The sequence below is a fragment of the Pseudomonas sp. Pseusp9 genome (assembly GCF_059491265.1).
In genome coordinates this window covers 2,958,193-2,978,496 of sequence record NZ_CP168500.1, presented here as the reverse complement: position 1 = coordinate 2,978,496, position 20,304 = coordinate 2,958,193, and the positions used below count along the sequence as shown (strand labels likewise).

Genomic DNA, 20,304 nt, shown 5'->3' with positions numbered 1-20,304 from the left:
CGGGATGGGCTGCAATCGCCAAACAGCCGACGTGGCTGCCAGGCCTCGGGACAGCCGAAAGTTTCAAACGGCGACCCCGGTGGCGTCGGGTTGCACCCTGCCCCGCCGGCGTTCAAACCACAGATAGACCACCGGCGTGGTGTAGAGCGTCAGTATCTGCGACACCGCCAGGCCGCCGACAATCGCAATGCCCAACGGCTGCCGCAACTCGGAACCGGCACCATGCCCGAACGCTAGCGGCACAGCACCGAGCAAGGCGGCCAGCGAGGTCATCAGGATCGGTCGCAAGCGCAACAGGCAACCTTCGCGCACCGCTTCCCGGGGCGGCAAGCCCCGTTGCTGGGCCTGTAGCGTGAAGTCGACAATCATGATCGCGTTCTTCTTGACGATACCGATCAGCAAAATGATGCCGATCATCCCCAGCACCGACAGATCCTGACCACAGAGCATCAACGCCAGCAGCGCGCCGAAACCGGCCGACGGCAAGGTCGAAATGATCGTCAGCGGGTGAATCGCGTTCTCGTACAGCACCCCCAGCACGATATAGACGGTGAGGATCGCCGCCAGAATCAACCAGGGTTGCGACTTCAACGAGTCCTGGAACGCCTGGGCGGTGCCTTGGAAACTGCCCGACACGGTGTCGGGCATGGCCACCGCCAGCGACGCCTGGTTGATCGCGGAAACCGCTTCACTCAAGGCATGGCCGGGCGCAAGGTCGAACGACAGGGTAATGGCCGGGAACACGCCCTGGTGGTTGATGATGATCGGCACCTGTTCGGCCTTGACGCTGGCCAGCAGGTTCAGCGGCACCAAGGCCCCGGAACTGGCGCGAACAAACAGATGCTCAAGGGTGGCAGTCGACGTTTGCCAGCCCGGATCGAGCTCAAGAATCACATGGTTCTGATCAAGCTGGGTGAACATCGTCGCAATCTGCCGTTGGCCAAAGGCGTCATACAACACATCGTCGATGGCCTGCACGGTCACCCCCAGGCGCGCTGCCGTGGGACGGTCGATCACCAGGGTCGATTGGGCGATGGCCTGCTGCTGGTCGGAGGTGACGTGTTGCAACTGCGGCAAAGTCTTGAGTTTGTCCAGAAGCACCCCGGCCCAGTGGTCCAGTTCGACACTGTCCGGGTCTTGCAGGGTGTACTGGTACTGGGTCTTGCTGGCCCGACCACCGATCTGGATGTCCTGGTTGGCCTGCATGAACACTTTGACCCCGGACAACCGCTCGAGCGACGGTTGCAGACGACGGATCACCTCGGCGGCACTGGCGGTGCGCTCGCTGAACGGCTTGAGGTTGATCATCACCTTGGCCTGACTGACCGTCGGGTTCGGGCCGATCCAGAAGTACACCCGGGCCACGGCCGGGTCCTGGCCAATGATTTCGGCGGCATGATTGACCTGGGCGCGCATGGCGATGGGCGAAATATCCGCCGCCGCTTCGGCAACGCCCTGAATCAAACCGTTGTCCTGTTGCGGGAAGAAGCCCTTGGGGATGCCGACGTACAGCACCGCCGTCGCCGCCAGGGTGGCGATGGCCACCGCCAGGGTGATGCGCTGATGATCGAGCACCCAATCCAGACTGCGGCGATAGCCGTTGTGCAGACCATCGAACACTCGCTCGCAGGCCCGGGCAAAGAGCCCCTCTTCCTGGTCGGCGTGGGGCTTGAGCAACCAGGCGCAAAGCATCGGGGTGATGGTCAGGGAAACGATACCGGACATGATGATCGCGACACTGACGGTCACCGCAAACTCGCGCATCAAGCGGCCGACAATGCCTGACATCAACAGAATCGGCAGGAACACTGCAATCAGCGACACCGTCATCGAAACAATGGTGAACGCCACTTCCCTCAGGCCGTCAACCGCTGCTTGCAGCCGCGACTTGCCCATTTCCAGGTGCCGCACGATGTTCTCCATGACCACGATGGCATCGTCGACCACGAAGCCGACGGCAATCGCCAGGCCCATGATCGACAGGTTGTCGAGGCTATATCCCAGCAGGTACATCACCCCGAACGTGGCCACCAGCGACAACGGAATGGTCAGGCTCGGGATCAGCGTTGCCGTGGCTTTGCGCAGGAACACGAAGATCACCACGACCACCAGGGCAATCGACAGCAGCAAGGTGAGCTGCATGTCATTGACTGAGGCTTCGATGGTCTGGGTACGGTCGCCTACCACCTGCACCTGTACGTCGCGCGGCAGCGAGGCGGTCAGTTCAGGCAATTTGGCCTTGATCGTGGCGATGGTCGACAGCAGGTTGAAACCCGGTTGTTTGTGGATGTCGACGATCACCGTGGGCTCGGCCCCCAATTGTGCAGCTTGTTGGGTGTCCTCGGCGCCGTCGATCACCCGGCCAAGATCACCGAGCTTGATCGGCATGCCGTTCTTGTAGGCGATGACCTGATCGCGGTAGTGCTGCGGGTCGAGCAGTTGATCCGTCGCACCGAGGGTAATCGAATGGCTTTGGCCATCGAGGGTGCCCTTGGGCTGATCCAGGGTACTGACGCCGATTACACCGCGCACATCCTCCAGGGTCAGGCCGCGTGCGGCCAGTGCATCGGGATCGATCTGCACCCGTACCGCAGGTTTCTGTTCGCCGTGAAAATCCACCAGGCCGACGCCGGGCATCTGCGACAAGCGCTGGGCAATGTAGTTGTCGGCGTAGCGATCGAGCTCCGGCAACCTGCGCACCGGGGACGTCACCGCCAGCGACATCACAGTACCTTCGGCCGGGTTGACCTTGTTGAAGGTTGGCGCGCTGGACATGGTCTTGGGCAGGTTCGGTGTGGCGGTGTTGATCGCGGTTTGCACATCCTGCGCAGCCCCGTCGATGTCTCGCGACAGGTCGAATTGCAGCACCACCTGAGTTTTGCCCGCCGCGCTTGACGAGGTCATCGACGTCACTTGCGGCACGGCGGCAAACGCACGCTCCAGAGGAGTCGCCACCGAGGACGCCATGGTTTCGGCGCTGGCCCCGGAGAGTTTGGCGGTGACCTGGATGGTCGGGAAATCCACCGTTGGCAACGGTGCCACCGGCAGATGAAAGTAGGCAAAGGCGCCAAGCAGCATGACCCCGAGGGCCAGCAGGCTCAGCCCCACACGCCGTTTAATCAGTCCGGCCAGCGCATTCATTGGGCAGCCTCCGCCAGATCGGGCGCGGCGTCGGTCTTGACCGGCGTGACCTTCAGCCCCGGTGCGACGCGAGACTGGCCCTGCACCACCACGGTCTCACCGGCTGTCAGCCCCTGACGAATCCATTGCTTGCCATCGACCACGGTGGCGGCATCCACCTGCCGGGGTCGCACGCGCTGGTCGGCATCCACCACGTAGACGAAGTTACCCTGACGCCCCGATTGCACGGCATCGGCCGGCACCACGGGCACGTCCTTGTGGGTTTGCACCAGTAACCGCGCGCTGACCAGTTCACCCGGCCAGAGTTTTGCGGCGGCATTGTCGAACTGCGCCTTGAGCTGGATCTGGCCACTGGCGGCGGTCACCTGACTGTCGATGAAACTCAACTGGCCGCGGGCGATTTCCTGTTGGCCATCGCGGGTCATCGCCACCACCTGCAACGCGCCTTTGGCGTTCTCTTCGAGAATTTCCGCCAGTTCATCCTGGGACACTGCGAAGGCCACGGAGATCGGATTCATCTGAGTAATCGTCACCAAACCGGTGGCTTCGGCGCCATGGGCAATGGCGCCAACATCCAGCAGACGCTGGCCGGTGCGCCCGGTCAACGGGGCCTTGACCTGGGTGAACGCCAATTGCAGGCGCGCCGAATCCAGCGTCGCCTGATCCGCCTGTACCGTGGCCTGTTGGGCGGCCAGTTGCGCGCGGTAGGTGTCAACGTCCTGGGTCGGCCCGGCCTTGGCAGCGGCCAGTTTGCTGGCGCGGTCGAGGTTGACCTTCAAGTTGGCCAACTGTGCCTGGTCCTTGGCGACCAGAGCCTGAGCCTGGGCGACCTGAGCCTGATACACCCGTGGATCGATCACCGCCAGCAGGCTGCCGGCGGTGACATTCTGCCCTTCATTGAACAAGACTTTTTGCAGTTCACCGTCGACCCTCACCCGCACGTTGACGCTGTTGAGCGCCTGCACATTGCCGATTGCACTGATCCAGATCGGCAGGTCCTGGCGGCTGACCTGGGTCATTTGCACCGGCACGGCACCGGCATCGACCTTCACGGGCGCGGCATGGGCCTGCCGGCTCCATTGAAAGCCGCCAATGGCAACGGCCAGCGAGAGCACCACCAGCCCTGCAAACATAACGCGACGACGTGGGTTCAAGGCATTCATGGGTGAGCCACCTGAGCAGAGGTATTGGAAGCGAGGGTGTCAGCCGAAAAGTCCCCGCCCAGGGCGCGGAACAGGCCGACGGCGGCCTGCAAATGCTGGAGGCGCACCTGCAACAACGTGTCTTCGGCCTGGTATTGAGTGCGCTCGACAATCAGCAGTGTCTGGAAATCGGTGGAGCCAAGGCGGTAGCGCACCTGTGCCAGCCGTGCAGCCTCGCGGGCCGAATCCACGGCGGACTGGTTCAGTGCGTAGCTCTTGTCGAGTTCACGGGCGGCGCTGAGCTGGGTTTCGACATCCTGCAGGGCTTCGACGATCGACTCGCGATAACTCGACGCCAGTTCCTGAACATGGGCCTGATCGAAATGCAGTTGACCCTTGAGCTGGCCACCGGCGAAAACCGGTTGGCCGAGGCTGCCGATGACGCTCCAGATTTGCCCGCCGGCGAGCGTGTCGACGCCGCCCAGAAGGTCGAGCGACAGGTTCGGCAAGAGCGCGGCCCGGGCGACACCCACGTCGAAATTGGCGGATTTCAGACGGGCTTCGGCCGCCTGAATATCCGGACGCTGGCGCAACAAACCAATCGGCAGGCCGGTGGCGGGTTGCGGCACTTGCAGGGTCTTCAGGCCGTCACTTTGCAGGTGAAAGTCTTCGGGCTGCGCGCCCACCAGTACGGCCAACTGGTACAACGCCAGGTCCCGCTGCTGACGCAGTGGTGGCATTGCCGCTTCAAAGGTCTGCATGGCATTGCGCTGCTGCTCGACTTCGAGGTTCGACACCGCCCCCTGGCTAGCCTGAATCTGCACCAGGTCCAGCACCTGCCGCGCATCGTCGGCAATGGATTGGGCCAGACGCAGCCGGTCCTCCAGGGACAGCACCTCGAAATAGCGGTCGGCAATGCTCGCGCCAAGGCTCATGCGCAGGGTTTGCGCATCAAACACCGTGGCATTGGCCAAGGCATCGGCAGAGTCTGCGGCCGCACGCTGTTTGCCCCAGAAGTCCACTTCATAGGTGGCTTCGGCAAACACGCTGCGTTTTTCCGTGGTGCCGTAGTTGTTCTGCCGCTGGTAATTGCCGCCCAGGTTCAACGCCGGGTATTGCGCCGCACCGGCCACCTGCGCCGAGGCGCGGGCCTCATCGATACGGCTGACCGCCGCTTTGAGGGTATAGTTGGAGACCAGGCCACGGGCGATCAATTGATCCAGCTCGGCGCTGTGAAACTCGCGCCACCACTGGCCGCCCCGGGCCGCCGGGCTGTCGACCGGGCCATTGAACTGCTGCGCCAGGGGCAACTGGGGTTGCTGGTATGGCGGCATCATCGAGCAGCCGCCAAGCACCAGCACGCCGAGCAACGCCAATGAAACGCTTGAAAAATACGCACCGCGCCTGCTGCGCGCCGCCAAGGTTGAAACCGACATGGGCAAGCTATCCCCGCTGAAGCCTCTGTGGAGCGATCCACGAATGCAGCGAAGATAGCGAGGGGTGCCTGCCAGAGCGTTCGTCGGCAGATAAACTTTTGTTTAACCTTGTACCGGCGACACCTCGAAGCTGTAGCCGGCACCGGGCACGGTCCGGATCAGCGAGTGGTCGAAACCTTCATCGAGTTTGCGCCGCAAGCGATGGATGTGTTTGTCGATGACGTTGTCGTTGGGGTCGAAGGCGTAGTCCCAGGCACTGTCGAGCAGCATGTCGCGGGTCACCACCTGACCGCTGTGGCGCATGAGTTTCTCCAGCAACAGCGCCTCGCGATGCTGCAAGGCAATCACCCGGCCCTGGCGCACGGCGGTGCGTGTGGCGCAATCGAGTTGCAACTCACCCACCTGCAGCTGGCGCGCCGCGCCGGCGACCGGATCGCGCCCACGCAACAAGGCGTCGAGCCGCGCCAGCACTTCGGCGAAGGCATAGGGCTTGGCCAGATAGTCATCGCAACCGGCCTGCAGACCTTCGACCTTGTCGGCGGTGGACGCCTGCGCGCTGAGCATCAGGATCGGCACCCGCAGTTGCTGCTTTCGCACAGCCTTGATCAGACCGACACCGTCGAGGCCGGGCAAACGGCGATCGAGGATCAGCACGTCGTGGATTTGTTCAAGGGCCATGCCCAGACCACTGTTGCCATCGCTGGCGATATCGACGACATGCCCACTTTCGCTCAACCCGCGCAGCAGGTAGGCGGCTGTCTGGGCGTCGTCTTCAACCACAAGAATGCGCACGGCGGTTTCTCCGGAAATCAAACCTGAACTTTTGTTTAACTGGCGGGAACGTGGCGCCGCCGCCGGCTATGTCACACTATGCCACCTCTGCCCGATCAAGTGAGCGGTTCAACTGCCATGACCCATGTTCTGGTCGTCGAAGACGACTTGCCCACCTGCCGCGAAATCGAAGCCGCCCTGTGTGACCACGGCTTTACCGTGAGTTGCGTCCACAACGGTCGCGAAGGTCTGCTCAAGGCCTTGAGTGAGCCGTTCGACCTGATCGTCCTGGACCGCATGCTACCCGGCGGCCTCGACGGGCTCGGCGTGCTCACCGCCTTGCGTGCCGCGAGTGTCAGCACCCCGGTGTTGATCCTCAGTGCCTTGAGCGCGCTGGATGAACGGGTTCGCGGCCTGCGCGCAGGCGGTGATGACTACCTGACCAAGCCCTTTGAATTCATCGAGCTGACCGCACGTCTGGATGCCTTGAACCGTCGCCGCGCCGAACCGGTCGCCGAGGCCCGGGAAACGCGTTTACGGGTCGCCAACCTGGACATCGACTTGCTGAGCCGCACGGTCCGGCGTGGTGAGCGGGTCATTGACCTTGTGCCCCGTGAGTACGCGTTGCTTGAGCACTTGATGCGCCATGCAGGGCAAGTGGTCACGCGCACCATGCTGTTCGAAGCAGTGTGGAACTACGCCTACGACGAGCGCACCAACGTCATTGAAGTCCACATGGGCCGTTTGCGGCGCAAGATCGATGGCGAAGATGAACCGTCGATGATCCATACCATTCGTGGAGCCGGTTATGTCCTCCGTTCGCCTGAGTGAGATCCCGCGTACCATCAGCTTTCGCACCGGCTTGCTGTTTCTCGGGCTGTTCGGCTGTTCCTTCCTGGCGCTGTTCGGCTACGTCTATTGGCAAACGGCGTTCTACCTGAAATCCGAAGCCGATACCGCGCTGTATCGCCAGGTGGAAAACCGCAGCGCACAGGACCCCGAGTTGCAACTCAGGGAAATCCGCAATCACGCGGTGCAGGATATCGAAGCGCGCCTGCCCCACAGTCTGTTCGACGAACAAGGCCGGTTCATTGCCGGGGCCATTCAGCAGTTGCCGCCCTTCTCCGCCTACGACAAGCCTCAGGAGTTCGATTGGCGCAAGACCAACGGTCGCCAGCGCCCGATTCGCTTCATCGTCCATCGCCTGGCCGACGGCAAGACCTTGCTGGTGGCCCAGGACATCCACGACATACGCGAATTCGACGAGCTGCTGATCAAGGCGCTGGTTTCCGGTGGCGTGCTGTTGCTGGTGGTCGGTCTGTTTGGCGCGGTGGTGTTGGGCTATTCGGCCCACCGGCGACTGGACAAGGTCAGTCGCTCGATCAAGGGCATCATCGAAGGCGACTTGACCGGCCGACTGCCGATCCTGGGCACCAACGACGACATCGACCGCCTGGCCTCGGTGGTCAACGGCATGCTCGATGAACTGGAGCGCTTGATGAGCGAGGTCAAGGGCGTATGCGACGACATCGCCCATGACCTGCGCACCCCGCTGACCCGCCTGATCGCCGGCCTTGAGCGCACCCAACGGCGAGGCCTGGATGAAGCGCAATACGCCGCCAGCATCGATGCTGCGCTGAACGAGGCCAAAGCCCTGTTGCTGACGTTCAAGGCCTTGCTGCGTATCTCGGAAATTGAAAACAGCGCTCGGCGCAGCCACTTCGCATCACTGGACCTGAACCTGATCAGCGCCGATGCCGCCGAACTGTATGAACCACTGGCCGAGGAGCGCGGCATCAGCCTCACGCTCAACGAAAGCCAGTCTCCTGCGACCATCTCCGGAGACGCACAGCTGTTGTTCGATGCGATCTGCAACTTGCTGGACAACGCCATCAAGTTTTGTCCCGACCATAGCTGCGTGAGTCTGTCGGTGATCGCTGATCATGGCACCGTCGGGATTCGTGTCACGGACAATGGACCGGGCATTGCCCAAGGTGAGCGCGAAGCCGTGTTTCGTCGGCTGTACCGTGCCGAGTCGAGCCGGCACACACCGGGCAATGGCCTGGGGTTGAGTATGGTCTCAGCCGTTGCGCGCTTGCATGACCTGAAACTGACTGTCAGTGATGCGGCGCCTGGCTGCCGGATCGATCTACTTGGCAAGGCGGTGTTGGCGGGCACATCTGCGCCCCAAAGCCTTACCTGATCAGCAGGATTGCCTGATCGTTCGGCTGTGGTGGGCCGAAAGACATCAGGTGGGTCCGAAGTGCCTGAAGATGGGCGCGCTCTTGCGCGTCCAGGTGTTCTTCGACAGCGCGACAAAGCCTCCCCCCGCATTTATCCCCCTCCGCCGTCGCAACAAATCCAGCCCCACCGCCAACCTGTCGAAAAATTCATTTTGCGGAGAACAGGGCGAAAGGCCGTGAGCGTCAGGATGAGTCCAGGCCAACAAACACTGTGTTGGCTCAACTCACTACTGGAGAACACACATGAACAGCCTAAAAGCCCTTTTGATCGTGACCTTGATGACTGCCTCCGTCGCCGCAATGGCAGAAGGCGGTGGCGATACCGTGATGGCCAAAATGGAAGCCGCCAGGGCAACCGCCATGACCACGCTTCAACAGTCAGAGGCTGCCACGGCTACCGCCACTGTCAGTAACCCGAACACCTCCTCCAATGACATCTCGCGCTCAAATTGACGGGACTTGAACCCCGTCAACTTTCAGAAATCTTGCGCGGTATCGGTTAAATCATCGAGGCTCTACAGGTTATGAATCGTCCAACTCCAAAGGCAGCCAACTACAGCATTGCGTTGGTTAACTACAAAACACTTGATCTGACCAAAACCTGTCTCGCGCTTTTGCAGGAGGCACTGCGCGGGACAGGTGTTCCGGTGATTGTGGTGGATAACCACTCCGACGATGCGAGCAGCGAGTACTTGCGCACGCTGGACTGGATTGAACTGATCGAACGTAAACACACAGGCTGCGAAGCGGGAAACATTGCCCATGGCCGCGCGCTGGATCTCGCCTTGGCACGGGTTGAAACCGACTATCTGTTTCTGTTGCACACCGATACCTTCATTTACGATCCGGTGATCTTCACAATGATGCTCGACCAGTGCACAGGGCAACGCGAAGTGGCTGCCGTCGGCTGCCTGGAGCAATTGGATCGGGGCGTCGTTCGCTCGGCCTGGCGCCTGGCCTCACGTTTTTGCAAGCACTACGCCCGACGGAGTCTGTTGGCGCTCGGCGTTCGGGCAAGAGCGCCCAAGCCGTTTCGAGAAAAGCACCTGAAGAGCTTTTGCACGCTGTGGAATGTGGCGCTCATCAAGCAACACGGCTTTCACTTTCAAATGGATGAGCGTAATCCGGGTTATGAATTGCAGGATCGAATGACTGCCCTCGGCTACCCGGTGCGTTTTATATCATCGCGAAAAATGTTCCGTTACCTGGATCACATTCAAAGCGGCACCGTATCGGCGATGGGCGGTTATGCGCGCAATCACCGCAGGGTCCGGATGTACGACCAGATTATCCAAGGGAGACCCCTGAGAGTCTGGTGAATGGATAGAACCGCATGCGCGTGCTCTTTGCTGCCGCTTTTTACCTCGACTTCCCATATCGCTGCGCGACCTTCTTCCGCATCAAGGCCGTTTTCACCGACATTGCTGTTGGAGCCCACCGTGACGTAAAGCTTCGTTCCATCTGGGTTGGCAAGTACATTCTTTGTCCAGTGGTTCGGCGTGGCCATCACCGTCGGCATCGCGCAAGCCGGTTGGGCACATTCAATGTTCTAACCTCGCGATGGCCTTCTATGGCGCAATGATGGGACAGGCAAAATCCCGGCGAAGTATCGCGACGCTTATCCGCCACAAACACCGCGCCTGACGCAAATCATATTTGCCTGAAATGCACGAATGCGCGGTTCCAAAGCCAGTCAATATCGCAAACCAAGCCTTGGGCTCACACCAGGTTCAACAACGCCTCGCGTAGCAGCCTGGCGGCGGGCGAGTCCGGCACGTTTTTGCGCGAAACCAACTCATACGGTTCGCTGCGCGAGGTGATGGGTAGCGGCAGCGTGGTGGTGAAACCGTAGGCGGAGCAGAACTTCGCCACGTCGGTCGAGACCAGCGCGACGAGGGTCGGGTTTTCCTGCAGCAGCGATAAGGTGGCGAACGCTGATGTCGTCTCCAGCAGGTGCACCGGAAAACGCAGGTCGGCCTCGTGAAACTCTCGTTCCAGCAGCAAACGCATCGGCATGTTGGCGCGATAGACGACCCAGCGGTAATCCACCAGGTCCTTGAGCGACAACTGCCGGGCATAGGCAAACGGATGTTGGGTGCTGGCGATTACCGCCAGGGTTTCCTCCACGAACGTCGAGCTCTCATACAGATAGGGCGTGGTGCTGATGGTAGTACGACAGATCGCCAGATCCAGGCGCCCCGCGTCAACCTGGCTGAGCAGCGCGGCGCTGGTGTCTTCGACGATCTCGATGGACAACTTCGGGTGATCGGCAATCACCCGGCTGATCGCCGTGGTCAACAGCGGCACGGCGCCCATGATAGTGCCGACCGACACGCGTCCGCCCTCTCCGCTTTTGATGCCGATGATCTCTTCGCGCAGGTGCGCGAGATCGGTCTGGATCAACCGGGCGTAGCGAATGACAGAGCGTCCGGCGTCAGTGGGTTCAAGCCCGCGGTTAGTGCGAGTGAATAGCGAAGTGCCGAAGGTGGTTTCAATTTCCTGCAGCGCTTTGCTGGCACCAGGTTGTGTCAGCGCGACCTGTTTGGCCGCGCCCAGCAAGGAGCCGTGCTCATCAAGGGCTATCAGTAAACGCAGCTGCTTGATGTGCAGGCGGGACATGATCGAGTTCAGTGAGGGCGTCATCAGGGTTAACTTAAAGTTATAGAGGTATCGAAAGTTGTCAGTATCGAGGCTCGCCACGACGGACCTATAGTCCACCCCACAGCCAGGCAATGCAATGGGTTTGGCCAGAGAACGAAAGTCCGCCTGCCGTAGACCGGTTGCAACAATAACAATCCTGTATAACTTGCGGTGAATCATGTCCCTGATCAATTACGTCACCAAGATCCAGTTCGGCTACGACAGCCTGCAGCACCTGGCCGCCGAAGCCGAGCGCGCCGGCATCACCCGGCCGCTGATCGTTACCGACCTCGGCGTGCGCAATGCCGGCATTGTCGACAAAGTCATCAAAGCCCTCGGCGCTGAGCGTGCTCCGACGATTTTCGACGCCACCCCACCCAACCCGAACGAACACGCCGTGCGTGAAGCCGTGGCGCAATACCACCTCGGTGAATGCAACGGCATCATCGCCGTCGGCGGTGGTTCCTCCATCGATCTGGCCAAGGGCGTGGCGGTCTGCGCCACTCACGACGGTCCTTTGCAAAGCTTTGCGGTGATCGAAGGCGGACTGGATCGCATCACCCCGGCCACCGCGCCGTTGATTGCGATTCCGACCACGGCTGGCACCGGTAGCGAAGTGGGTCGCGGCGCCATTCTGATCCTTGATGACGGGCGCAAGGTCGGCGTGATCTCGCCGTATGTAGTACCCCGCGTGGCGATCTGCGATCCGGAATTGACCCTGGGCCTGCCGGCAATGCTCACCGCTGCCACCGGCATGGACGCCATCGCACATTGCATCGAAACCTTCATGGCGCCGGCCTTCAACCCCGCCGCCGACGGCATCGCCCTCGATGGTCTGTGGCGCGCCTGGGAACACATCGAGCGTGCAACGGCCGAGCCCGGTGATCGCGAAGCGCGGATGAACATGATGAGCGCTTCCATGCAGGGCGCCCTCGCCTTTCAAAAAGGCCTGGGCTGTGTGCACAGCCTTTCCCACGCATTGGGCGGGATCAATCCGAAGCTGCACCACGGCACCTTGAACGCGATCTTCCTGCCGGCGGTCGTGCACTTCAACGCCGATGCCCCGACCGTGCGTGAGGAGCGAAAACTCGAACGATTGCGCCATGCCATGGGCCTTGAAGCAGGCGCCAATATCGGCGCGGCCATCGAAGACATGACCCGGCGCCTGGGCCTGCCGACCCGGCTGAGCGAGATCGGCGTGGACGAAAGCCTGTTCGCCGGCATCGTCGAAGGCGCGCTGCACGATCACAGCCACAAGACCAATCCCCGCGAAGCGTCCTCTGCGGACTACCTGTCGATGCTCGAACAGTCGCTGTAAGCAGCCGCTATCCAACAACAATAAATCAGGAGGCATCCGCGTATTCGGCCCGGCCGACACCAGCGGAACAATCATGAAACCCACCGTCCTTATCGAACGGCAAGACACCATTGCCATCGTCACCCTCAGTCACCCGGGGAAAATGAATGCCCTGACCCTGTCCATGTGGCAGGACCTGGGTGACGTCATGACCGAATTGTCCGCCGACCTCAGCGTGCGTTGTGTGGTACTGCGTGGCGCCGGCGAACAGGCCTTTGCCGCTGGCGCCGATGTCGGCGAGTTCCCGGCCGTGCGTGGCAATCAGGCGCAAGCCCGGATCTATGCCGAAGTCACTTCGACGGCGATGCGCGCGGTTGCCGACTGCCCGCACCCGGTGATCGCGATGATCCACGGCGTGTGCGTCGGCGGCGGCCTGGAAATAGCTGCACTCTGTGACCTGCGCATCTGCGGCACCTCCAGCCGCTTCGGCGCGCCGGTCGGCAAGCTCGGGCTGGTCATGTCCTATGACGAAATGGCTGGCCTGGTGGCGCTGGCCGGGCGCTCGACCACCCTGGAAATTCTTCTGGAGGGTCGCATTCTCGACGCCAACGACGCTTACGTGAAAAACCTCGTGACCCGTGTCGTAGCCGACGTCGACGTCGAGTCCGAAACCCTCGCCACGGCCAAGCGCATCGCCAACGGCGCGCCGCTTGTCGCTCGCTGGCACCGCCAGGCTGCACGACAACTGGAAGCCGGTATCGCACCCACCGACGAACAGATCGACAGCAGTTATTCCTGCTACGACACCCAGGACTTCCAGACCGGCCTGAACGCTTTCATCGCGAAAGCCAAACCACAATTCGAGGGCAAATAACATGGGACCGCTGACAGGCATGCGCGTTGTAGAACTGGCTCACATCATGTCCGGACCGGTGTGCGGCATGATGCTGGCTGACATGGGTGCGGACGTGGTGAAAGTCGAGAAAGTCCCGGATGGCGATGACTCGCGCCGCTTCTCGCCGATCATGGCCAGCGGTGAATCCGCCTCGTTCATGGTGGTCAACCGCAACAAGCGCGGGATCGGCCTTAACCTGAAAACCGATGGCGGCCGTGACGTGTTGCGGCGCCTGCTGATGGACGCCGACGTGGTCACGGAAAACTACCGCGCCGGCACCATGGAAAAATTCGGCCTGGGCTATGAAACCCTGAAAGTCCTCAATCCAGGGCTGATCTATTGCGCGATCTCCGGCTACGGTCGCAGCGGACCGTTCGGCGAGAAAGGCGGCTTCGACCTGATCGCCCAAGGCATGAGCGGCATGATGAGCATGACCGGTGAAGCCGGACGCGAGCCAGTCAAGGCCGGTTCGCCGGTAGCCGATATCAACTCGGGCATCCTCGCCGCCCTCGGCATCTGCGCCGCCTACGCCGCCAAACAGAAAACCGGCCTGGGGCAGATGGTCGATACCTCGCTGTTCGAAGCCGGCCTGCAACAGATGTACTGGCCGGCCGCGGCGTATTTCGCCGATGGCACCATCCTGCCGAAAATGGGTTCAGCCAACTCCACCAGTGCGCCGTATCAGGTGTTCCGCACCGCCGATGGCTGGATCAACATCGGCGCCGCCAACCAGGCCAACTACGAGCGGCTGGTCGAGGCGCTGGCCGTCCCGCAGCTCAAGGCCGATCCGCGTTTTGCCAGTAACGCGCTGCGCATGGAGCACCGCTTGGCTTTGGTGGAAATTCTGAACGAAGTGCTGGTGGCGCGCACCACCGATCAATGGATGGTGCTGTTCGACAGCCTCGGACTGCCTGCCGGACCTGTCCTCGACATCGCCGCCGCCCTGGCACACCCGCAAACCAAGGCGCGCGGCATGGTCGTCGAGACCGAACACCCCACTGAAGGCCGCGTGCGCGGCATGGGCCTGCCGATTCACTTCTCCGACATGGACAACGCCGCGCCTGCGACCAGCCGCCCTGCGCCACTGCTCGGCGAACACACCCGCGAAGTGTTGAAGGAAAGCGGTTACGCGCAAAACGAAATCGACGAACTGATCCGCAGCCAGGCCGTGGTGGCACTGGCGTCCTGAACCTTTGCAGGAGCGAGCCTGCTCGCGATGGACGTTAACGATAACGCGTGTTTGCTGGATAAACGCGGCGCTCTCAAGTTCATCGCGAGCGAGCTCGCTCCTACAGAAAAGCCGCGTTTGCAGTGACCCGATTTTTTAAAACAACAAAAACAACAAGGTGAACATCATGAGCCGTATCTTGACCGAGTCCGTTAGCCGCCGATCCTTCCTGGTGTCTGCCGGCGTCACCGTGGGTGGTGCTTTCGCCGCCAACCTGCTGCCTTCCGGCGCCTTCGCCGCGACCAAACCCATTGTGTTGCGCTACACCAGCAGCCTGCCCGACACCCACCCGCTGAACAAGCAGATGAAAGCCGCCTCAGAAGCCATCAAGGTCGAAACCAATGGCGCAGTGGACTTGCAGATCTACGCCAACGGCGCCATGGGCGGCGACACCGACATGCTGTCCCAGGTGCGCGCCGGGGCGATCGATTTCATTCCGTTGCCCGGCGCGATTCTTTCGACACTGGTGCCGGCCATGTCGATTGAAAGCATGCCGTTCGCTTTCAAGGACTACGACAGTGTCTGGGCCGCGCTGGACGGCAAGCTGGGCGAGCACGTGCGCGCCAAGACCGAGAAAGTCGGCCTGATCCCGATGGAAAAAGTCTGGAACAACGGATTCCGCCAGATCACCAGTTCGACGCGGCCGATCAACACCCCGCAAGACCTCGCCGGCTTCAAACTGCGTGTTCTGGTCAGCCCGCTGTGGACGTCGATGTTCAGTGCCCTGGGCGCCTCGCCGACCGGCATCAGCATCAACGAAACCTACTCGGCGTTGCAGACCAAGGTCGTCGATGGCCAGGAAAACCCGCTGGTGGTGGTCGAGTCCGCGCGCTTCTATGAAGTACAGAAATACTGCTCGCTGACCGACCACATCTGGGGCGGTTTCTGGATCGTGGCGTCGGGCAAGACCTTTCCAAAACTGCCCGCCGATGTCCAGGAAATCGTCTCGCGGCAGATCAACGCCGCCGCTCTGGTCCAGCGCCAACAGGTAATCGATCTCAACTCCAGCCTGGAGCCATCCCTGACCGCCCACGGCATCGCCTTCAACAAAGTCGACCGTGCATTGTTCAGGGCTGACCTGCAATCGAAAGGCTTCTACACCCAGTGGAAGGAAAAGTACGGCCCCGAAGCCTGGAGCTTGCTCGAGCAGTACGCGGGTCAACTGTCCTAAGCCGGAGACACAGTCATGAAAAATCAAATGCCAATGACGGATGTCGCACCCGCTGAAGGACTCAGCCCACACCACGCCACGTTTCGCCTGGGACGCACGCTGGACACCGGCCTGCGCTGGCTGACTGAAGGCAGTGCGGCGCTGCTGGTGGTGATCGAAGTCACGTTGCTGTTCTGCAACGTGTTCTCGCGCTATGTACTCAACCAGCCGATCGTCTGGGGGGATGAACTGGCGTCGCTGCTGTTCCTGTGGCTGGCGATGCTCGGTTCGGTGGTGGCGATGCGTCGCGGCGAGCACATGCGCCTGACTTCGTTCATCGGGCGCTTGCCGGTAGAAAAACGCGCATTCGTCGACACCTTGGGCGCAGTCATCGTCATCACGTTCATCGGACTGCTGTTCACTCCGGCCTGGGAGTACGTCAGCGACGAGTGGATCATCACCACCGCGGCCCTGGAAATCCCCAACGCCTTTCGCGTGTCAGCCATCGCGGTCGGCCTGAGCCTGATGCTGATGACCTGTGTCGCGCGGCTGTTGACCAGCGCCCGGCTGATCGATTTCTCGGTGTCAGTGGCGATGCTCGCCTCTCTCGCCGCGCTGTTGTGGGTGGCGCAAGGCACGATGCTGGTGATGGGTAACTGGAACCTGGTGATCTTCTTCATGATCGGCGTGATGGCGATGATCGTCATCGGCGTGCCGATCATGGTCGCGTTCGGCCTGGCAACGGTGGCGTACCTGTCGACCATGACCAGCACACCGCTGACCCTGGTGGTCGGGCGGATGGACGAAGGCATGGCTAGCCTGATCCTGCTGGCCATCCCGTTGTTCGTGTTCCTGGGCGCACTGATCGAAGCCATGGGCATGGCGCGGGCGATGATTCGCTTCCTGTGCTCGTTGATCGGACATGTGCGCGGCGGCCTGTCGTATGTGCTCATCGGTGCCATCTACCTGATCTCCGGCATTTCCGGGTCCAAGGCTGCCGACATGGCCGCCATCGCCCCGGCGCTGTTTCCGGAAATGAAGAAACGCGGCGAAGACGAAAACGAGCTGGTGGCAATGCTCAACGCCTCCGGGGCGATGTCGGAAACCATTCCGCCAAGCCTGGTGCTGATCACCATCGGTTCGGTAACCGGCGTGTCGATTTCCGCACTGTTCACCGGCGGCTTCATGCCGGCAGTCGTGGGCGCAATTGCCATGGCGGCGGTGGTCTGGTGGAAAAACCGCAAGAAAGATGCTTCTACCGGTAAACGCGCCACGGGCAAGGAAATCGGCCACTCGCTGCTGGTCGCGTTGCCGGCCCTGGCCCTGCCCTTCGTGATCCGCACCGCCGTGGTTGAAGGCGTCGCTACCGCGACCGAAGTCGCCGCCATTGGCGTGGCGTACACCTTCATCGTCGGTCTGCTGTGCTATCGCTGCTTCGATTGGCGCCGCTTGTATCCGATCCTGGTCGGCACCGCGTCGTTGTCCGGCGCGATTCTGATCATCATCGGCAGCGCCACCGCCATGGCATGGGCGCTGACCCAGTCAGGCTTCTCCCACCAGTTGGCGCAAGTGATGTCGACGGTGCCGGGCGGCGCACTCGGCTTTCTGATTATCTCCGCGGTGGCGTTCATCCTGCTTGGCAGCTTTTTGGAAGGCATCCCGGCCATCGTCCTGTTCGGACCGCTGCTGTTCCCGATCGCCAAAGCCATGGGCATCAACGACGTGCACTACGCCATGGTCGCGATCTTCGCCATGGGCCTGGGCTTGTTCGCCCCGCCGTTTGGCGTGGGGTTCTACGCCGCGTGCGCCATTGCCAAGGTCGACCCCAGCGGTGCCATGCGTCGGGTCTGGCCGTACCTCGGCGCGCTGGTGGTGGCCCTGGCGGTGCTGATCGCCGTGCCGTGGGTTTCCATCGGCTTCCTGCCTGCTGCCTGAATTGCCCTTTGACTTGACCAAGAGGTTTTCCATGAATTTCTCCACAATGCATGCAGGCTCCACCACCGAACGCCGACTGACCGTCGACAAGGAGCGCACCATCTCGTTTCTCGGCGAAGACTTGCGTATCTACGCCACGCCGCGCCTGGTCGATGACATCGAACAGACCTGCCTTGATTACCTGCTGACCTTCCTCGATGAAGGCGAGAACACGGTGGGGGCCGCGGTCGATATTCGTCACGTCGGCGCCACGCTGCTGGGAATGTCGGTGAGCATCGTTGCCACAGTCACGCGGATCGAAGGTCGCAGTGTCACCTTCAATGTCGAAGTGCGCGATGACGTTGAACTGGTGGCTACGGCGGCGCACACCCGCGTAGTGGTGAACGTCGCCAAACTGCGTAGCCGCGTCCTGGCCAAGGCCGAAGCAGCCGCTGCGGGCGATGTCGACGATAACGTGCTCAGCCCTTCCCCATTGACTGCGACGCGCTGAACAAGGGACGACGTCATGATCACGCTGCACGAACGCAATGGCTTGCCGAACCTTGCCGCCGAAGACGCGCTGCCGATAGTCGATGCCCACCATCACTTGTGGGACCTGGGCAACGGTCGTTATCCGTGGCTGCAGGACGAATATCACGAGGATTTTTTTCTGGGCGACTATCACAGCCTGTGCCGTGATTTCCTGCCGGACACCTTTCTGGCTCTGACCGCAAAGCAACGGTTGGTCGGCACCGTGCATGTCGAAGCCGAGCGTGCACGCGATGAGCAAGTCGCCGAAACCCGGTGGCTGGAACAGGTGAACGCCCGTTATGGCTTCCCAAGCGCCATCGTCGCCCACACCTGGTTCGATCGCGAAGACAGCGCCGAGATGCTCGCCGCCCAGGCTGCGCGGCCACTGGTCAAGGGCATACGTTCGAAACCGCTGACCTCGGCGTCGCCGGACGTGTCAATTACCGGGGCCAAGGGCACCATGCAGGACCCGAAATGGCTGGAAGGATTTGCGCGACTGGCTGATCACGATCTGTCATGGGACTTGCGCGTGCCGCCGTGGCACCTGGTCGAGGCGGCCGGGGTGGCGGCGATGTTTCCGCAAATCCGTATTGCGCTCAATCACACCGGCTTTGCCTGGGATCGCAGCCCGCAAGGCATGGCACGCTGGCGCAAAGGCCTGGAAGCACTTGCCTTGCAGCCCAACGTGCACATCAAGTTGTCGGAGTTCGGCCTGAAGGACTCGCCCTGGAACTACGCCGATAACCGGGTGGTGGTCCTGACCGCGCTGGAGATTTTCGGCCCCGAACGCTGCATGTTCGCCAGCAACTTTCCGGTGGCCGGGCTGCGCGCTTGCTACGACACGATTGCCAATGGCGTGGCCGACATGCTCGCACCGTTGGGCCGTGCAGTGCAGGAAGCGGTGTTCGCCGGTAACGCTCAACGCTTTTATCGCCTGGAGCATCTGCATGGATGAGCTATCGACTATCGACTGGCGGGCACGCTTTCTGGCCAGTGGCGACGACTCGGACCTGCCCATCGTCGACGCGCATCAACACTATTTCGACATCGAAGCCCATTACTACCCGTGGCTGAACGATCGCCCGTTGCGACCGTTCCGCTATGGCGATTACTCGTCCATTTGCCGCAACTTTCTGCCGGCTGACTATCGCCGACTCGCCGGCAAGCATCGCGTGGTGCAGACCGTTGTCATAGAGGGTGAATGGGACCCGGCAACCCCTGCGGATGAAGTGACGTTTGTCGAATCACTGGCGCACAGCGAATCCAGTGTGGCGGCGATGGTTGCACAGGCCTGGCTGGACCGTGAAGACGCTTTCGACCTGTTGCGCCTGTACGCAAATCACCCGCTGGTGCGTGGCATCCGCCACAAACCGACGGTGACCAGCCGCGAGGCCTGGCGTGCAGACTTTGCAGAACCAGGCTCCATGCGTGACCCGCGCTGGCGTGAGGGCTACGCACAATTGGCGAAAAACGGCCTGCACTTCGAGTTGCAGGCGCCCTGGTGGCATCTGCCGGAAGCCGCCGAGCTGGCCCGGGACTATCCCGACGTGACCATCGTGGTCAATCACACCGCGTTGCCGGCGGATCGGTCCGAAGCAGGCCTGGCCGGGTGGCGTACCAACCTTGCGCTGCTGGCGCGGGAGCCGAACGTTGCCTTGAAGATTTCCGGCATCTGCATCCCCGGCAAGGCTTGGCCAGTCGAAGCGAACCGGAGGGTGGTGAACGACGCGATTTCGATTGTCGACGTCAGCCGTTGCGCGTTCGCCAGCAATTACCCGGTCGATGGTGTGGTGAACAGCCTCAGCGAAGTCCTCGACGGGTTCAAAGCCATTGTTCGCGACCGCCCCATCGCTGAGCGGCTGGCCCTGTTTCATGACAACGCCCGACGCCTCTACCGGCTCACTTGAACCCGATTG

At 61.7% G+C, this 20,304-nt stretch carries 17 protein-coding genes and 1 pseudogene; 12 read left to right on the top strand and 6 right to left on the bottom strand.

Annotated elements, in window-relative coordinates:
• Positions 1-63: 63 nt before the first annotated feature.
• The 4 genes from ACEN8E_RS13400 to ACEN8E_RS13385 form a co-directional block, all read right to left on the bottom strand.
• Positions 64-3,141 (bottom strand): efflux RND transporter permease subunit, encoded by a 3,078-nt coding sequence (locus ACEN8E_RS13400; RefSeq protein ID WP_495593025.1) that lies wholly within the window; start codon positions 3,139-3,141, stop codon positions 64-66.
• Complete coding sequence (locus tag ACEN8E_RS13395) at positions 3,138-4,304, bottom strand: efflux RND transporter periplasmic adaptor subunit (RefSeq protein ID WP_495593024.1); 1,167 nt, start codon at positions 4,302-4,304, stop codon at positions 3,138-3,140. Before ACEN8E_RS13395 ends, ACEN8E_RS13400 begins: the two co-directional genes overlap by 4 nt.
• Positions 4,301-5,719, bottom strand: coding sequence for an efflux transporter outer membrane subunit (locus ACEN8E_RS13390; RefSeq protein ID WP_495593023.1), 1,419 nt, complete (start codon positions 5,717-5,719; stop codon positions 4,301-4,303). The genes ACEN8E_RS13395 and ACEN8E_RS13390 overlap by 4 nt, the downstream gene beginning before the upstream one ends.
• Before the next feature lie 102 nt (positions 5,720-5,821).
• On the bottom strand, positions 5,822-6,511 hold the full coding sequence (locus tag ACEN8E_RS13385; RefSeq protein WP_495593022.1) for a response regulator transcription factor: 690 nt from the start codon (positions 6,509-6,511) through the stop codon (positions 5,822-5,824).
• A gap of 117 nt (positions 6,512-6,628) precedes the next feature.
• Between ACEN8E_RS13385 and ACEN8E_RS13380 the strand changes: the two genes are divergently transcribed.
• The 4 genes from ACEN8E_RS13380 (at position 6,629) to ACEN8E_RS13365 (ending at position 10,052) form a co-directional block, all read left to right on the top strand.
• A complete protein-coding gene (locus ACEN8E_RS13380; protein ID WP_495593021.1) occupies positions 6,629-7,321 on the top strand; it encodes a response regulator transcription factor in 693 nt (230 codons plus the stop codon).
• A complete protein-coding gene (locus tag ACEN8E_RS13375) occupies positions 7,299-8,693 on the top strand; it encodes a sensor histidine kinase (RefSeq protein WP_495593020.1) in 1,395 nt (464 codons plus the stop codon). The genes ACEN8E_RS13380 and ACEN8E_RS13375 overlap by 23 nt, the downstream gene beginning before the upstream one ends.
• A 283-nt stretch (positions 8,694-8,976) precedes the next feature.
• On the top strand, positions 8,977-9,186 hold the full coding sequence (locus ACEN8E_RS13370; RefSeq protein ID WP_495593019.1) for a co-regulatory protein PtrA N-terminal domain-containing protein: 210 nt from the start codon (positions 8,977-8,979) through the stop codon (positions 9,184-9,186).
• A gap of 71 nt (positions 9,187-9,257) precedes the next feature.
• Positions 9,258-10,052 carry a glycosyltransferase family protein gene (locus ACEN8E_RS13365; RefSeq protein WP_495593018.1) on the top strand — a complete coding sequence of 265 codons (795 nt, stop codon included), beginning with the start codon at positions 9,258-9,260 and terminating at the stop codon, positions 10,050-10,052.
• Between the two features lie 26 nt (positions 10,053-10,078).
• Here the strand turns inward: ACEN8E_RS13365 and ACEN8E_RS13360 are convergent.
• A pseudogene (locus ACEN8E_RS13360) lies at positions 10,079-10,228 on the bottom strand (sorbosone dehydrogenase family protein); the annotation flags it as partial.
• A gap of 224 nt (positions 10,229-10,452) precedes the next feature.
• On the bottom strand, positions 10,453-11,376 hold the full coding sequence (locus ACEN8E_RS13355) for a LysR family transcriptional regulator (RefSeq protein WP_495593017.1): 924 nt from the start codon (positions 11,374-11,376) through the stop codon (positions 10,453-10,455).
• 175 nt (positions 11,377-11,551) lie between these two features.
• Between ACEN8E_RS13355 and gbd the strand changes: the two genes are divergently transcribed.
• The 8 genes from gbd to ACEN8E_RS13315 all read left to right on the top strand — a co-directional run bounded on the left by gbd (position 11,552) and on the right by ACEN8E_RS13315 (position 20,295).
• Positions 11,552-12,691 carry a 4-hydroxybutyrate dehydrogenase gene (gene gbd / locus ACEN8E_RS13350; protein ID WP_495593016.1) on the top strand — a complete coding sequence of 380 codons (1,140 nt, stop codon included), beginning with the start codon at positions 11,552-11,554 and terminating at the stop codon, positions 12,689-12,691.
• A 73-nt stretch (positions 12,692-12,764) separates the two neighbouring features.
• Entirely contained in the window at positions 12,765-13,544 is a 780-nt protein-coding gene (locus ACEN8E_RS13345; protein ID WP_495593015.1) for an enoyl-CoA hydratase-related protein, read from the top strand.
• Between the two features lies 1 nt (position 13,545).
• Entirely contained in the window at positions 13,546-14,754 is a 1,209-nt protein-coding gene (locus ACEN8E_RS13340) for a CaiB/BaiF CoA transferase family protein (protein ID WP_495593014.1), read from the top strand.
• 166 nt (positions 14,755-14,920) lie between these two features.
• Positions 14,921-15,964 carry a TRAP transporter substrate-binding protein gene (locus tag ACEN8E_RS13335; protein WP_495593013.1) on the top strand — a complete coding sequence of 348 codons (1,044 nt, stop codon included), beginning with the start codon at positions 14,921-14,923 and terminating at the stop codon, positions 15,962-15,964.
• Between the two features lie 15 nt (positions 15,965-15,979).
• Positions 15,980-17,878: a TRAP transporter large permease gene (locus tag ACEN8E_RS13330; RefSeq protein ID WP_495593012.1), complete on the top strand. Its 1,899-nt coding sequence runs from the start codon at positions 15,980-15,982 to the stop codon at positions 17,876-17,878.
• A gap of 31 nt (positions 17,879-17,909) precedes the next feature.
• Complete coding sequence (locus ACEN8E_RS13325) at positions 17,910-18,368, top strand: thioesterase family protein (protein ID WP_495593011.1); 459 nt, start codon at positions 17,910-17,912, stop codon at positions 18,366-18,368.
• A gap of 15 nt (positions 18,369-18,383) precedes the next feature.
• Positions 18,384-19,343, top strand: coding sequence for an amidohydrolase family protein (locus ACEN8E_RS13320; protein WP_495593010.1), 960 nt, complete (start codon positions 18,384-18,386; stop codon positions 19,341-19,343).
• Positions 19,336-20,295: an amidohydrolase family protein gene (locus tag ACEN8E_RS13315; protein WP_495593009.1), complete on the top strand. Its 960-nt coding sequence runs from the start codon at positions 19,336-19,338 to the stop codon at positions 20,293-20,295. The genes ACEN8E_RS13320 and ACEN8E_RS13315 overlap by 8 nt, the downstream gene beginning before the upstream one ends.
• Positions 20,296-20,304 lie beyond the last annotated feature (9 nt).

Excerpts from the sequence above, each read along its gene's own strand:
- ACEN8E_RS13375 (WP_495593020.1), top strand. The coding sequence starts at position 7,299 with ATGTCCTCCGTTCGCCTGAGTGAGATCCCGCGTACCATCAGCTTTCGC.
- ACEN8E_RS13345 (WP_495593015.1), top strand. The coding sequence starts at position 12,765 with ATGAAACCCACCGTCCTTATCGAACGGCAAGACACCATTGCCATCGTC.
- ACEN8E_RS13355 (WP_495593017.1), bottom strand. The coding sequence starts at position 11,376 with ATGACGCCCTCACTGAACTCGATCATGTCCCGCCTGCACATCAAGCAG.
- gbd (WP_495593016.1), top strand. The coding sequence starts at position 11,552 with ATGTCCCTGATCAATTACGTCACCAAGATCCAGTTCGGCTACGACAGC.
- ACEN8E_RS13325 (WP_495593011.1), top strand. The coding sequence starts at position 17,910 with ATGAATTTCTCCACAATGCATGCAGGCTCCACCACCGAACGCCGACTG.
- ACEN8E_RS13380 (WP_495593021.1), top strand. The coding sequence starts at position 6,629 with ATGACCCATGTTCTGGTCGTCGAAGACGACTTGCCCACCTGCCGCGAA.
- ACEN8E_RS13370 (WP_495593019.1), top strand. The coding sequence starts at position 8,977 with ATGAACAGCCTAAAAGCCCTTTTGATCGTGACCTTGATGACTGCCTCC.
- ACEN8E_RS13335 (WP_495593013.1), top strand. The coding sequence starts at position 14,921 with ATGAGCCGTATCTTGACCGAGTCCGTTAGCCGCCGATCCTTCCTGGTG.
- ACEN8E_RS13365 (WP_495593018.1), top strand. The coding sequence starts at position 9,258 with ATGAATCGTCCAACTCCAAAGGCAGCCAACTACAGCATTGCGTTGGTT.
- ACEN8E_RS13400 (WP_495593025.1), bottom strand. The coding sequence starts at position 3,141 with ATGAATGCGCTGGCCGGACTGATTAAACGGCGTGTGGGGCTGAGCCTG.
- ACEN8E_RS13395 (WP_495593024.1), bottom strand. The coding sequence starts at position 4,304 with ATGAATGCCTTGAACCCACGTCGTCGCGTTATGTTTGCAGGGCTGGTG.
- ACEN8E_RS13315 (WP_495593009.1), top strand. The coding sequence starts at position 19,336 with ATGGATGAGCTATCGACTATCGACTGGCGGGCACGCTTTCTGGCCAGT.
- ACEN8E_RS13390 (WP_495593023.1), bottom strand. The coding sequence starts at position 5,719 with ATGTCGGTTTCAACCTTGGCGGCGCGCAGCAGGCGCGGTGCGTATTTT.
- ACEN8E_RS13340 (WP_495593014.1), top strand. The coding sequence starts at position 13,546 with ATGGGACCGCTGACAGGCATGCGCGTTGTAGAACTGGCTCACATCATG.
- ACEN8E_RS13330 (WP_495593012.1), top strand. The coding sequence starts at position 15,980 with ATGAAAAATCAAATGCCAATGACGGATGTCGCACCCGCTGAAGGACTC.
- ACEN8E_RS13320 (WP_495593010.1), top strand. The coding sequence starts at position 18,384 with ATGATCACGCTGCACGAACGCAATGGCTTGCCGAACCTTGCCGCCGAA.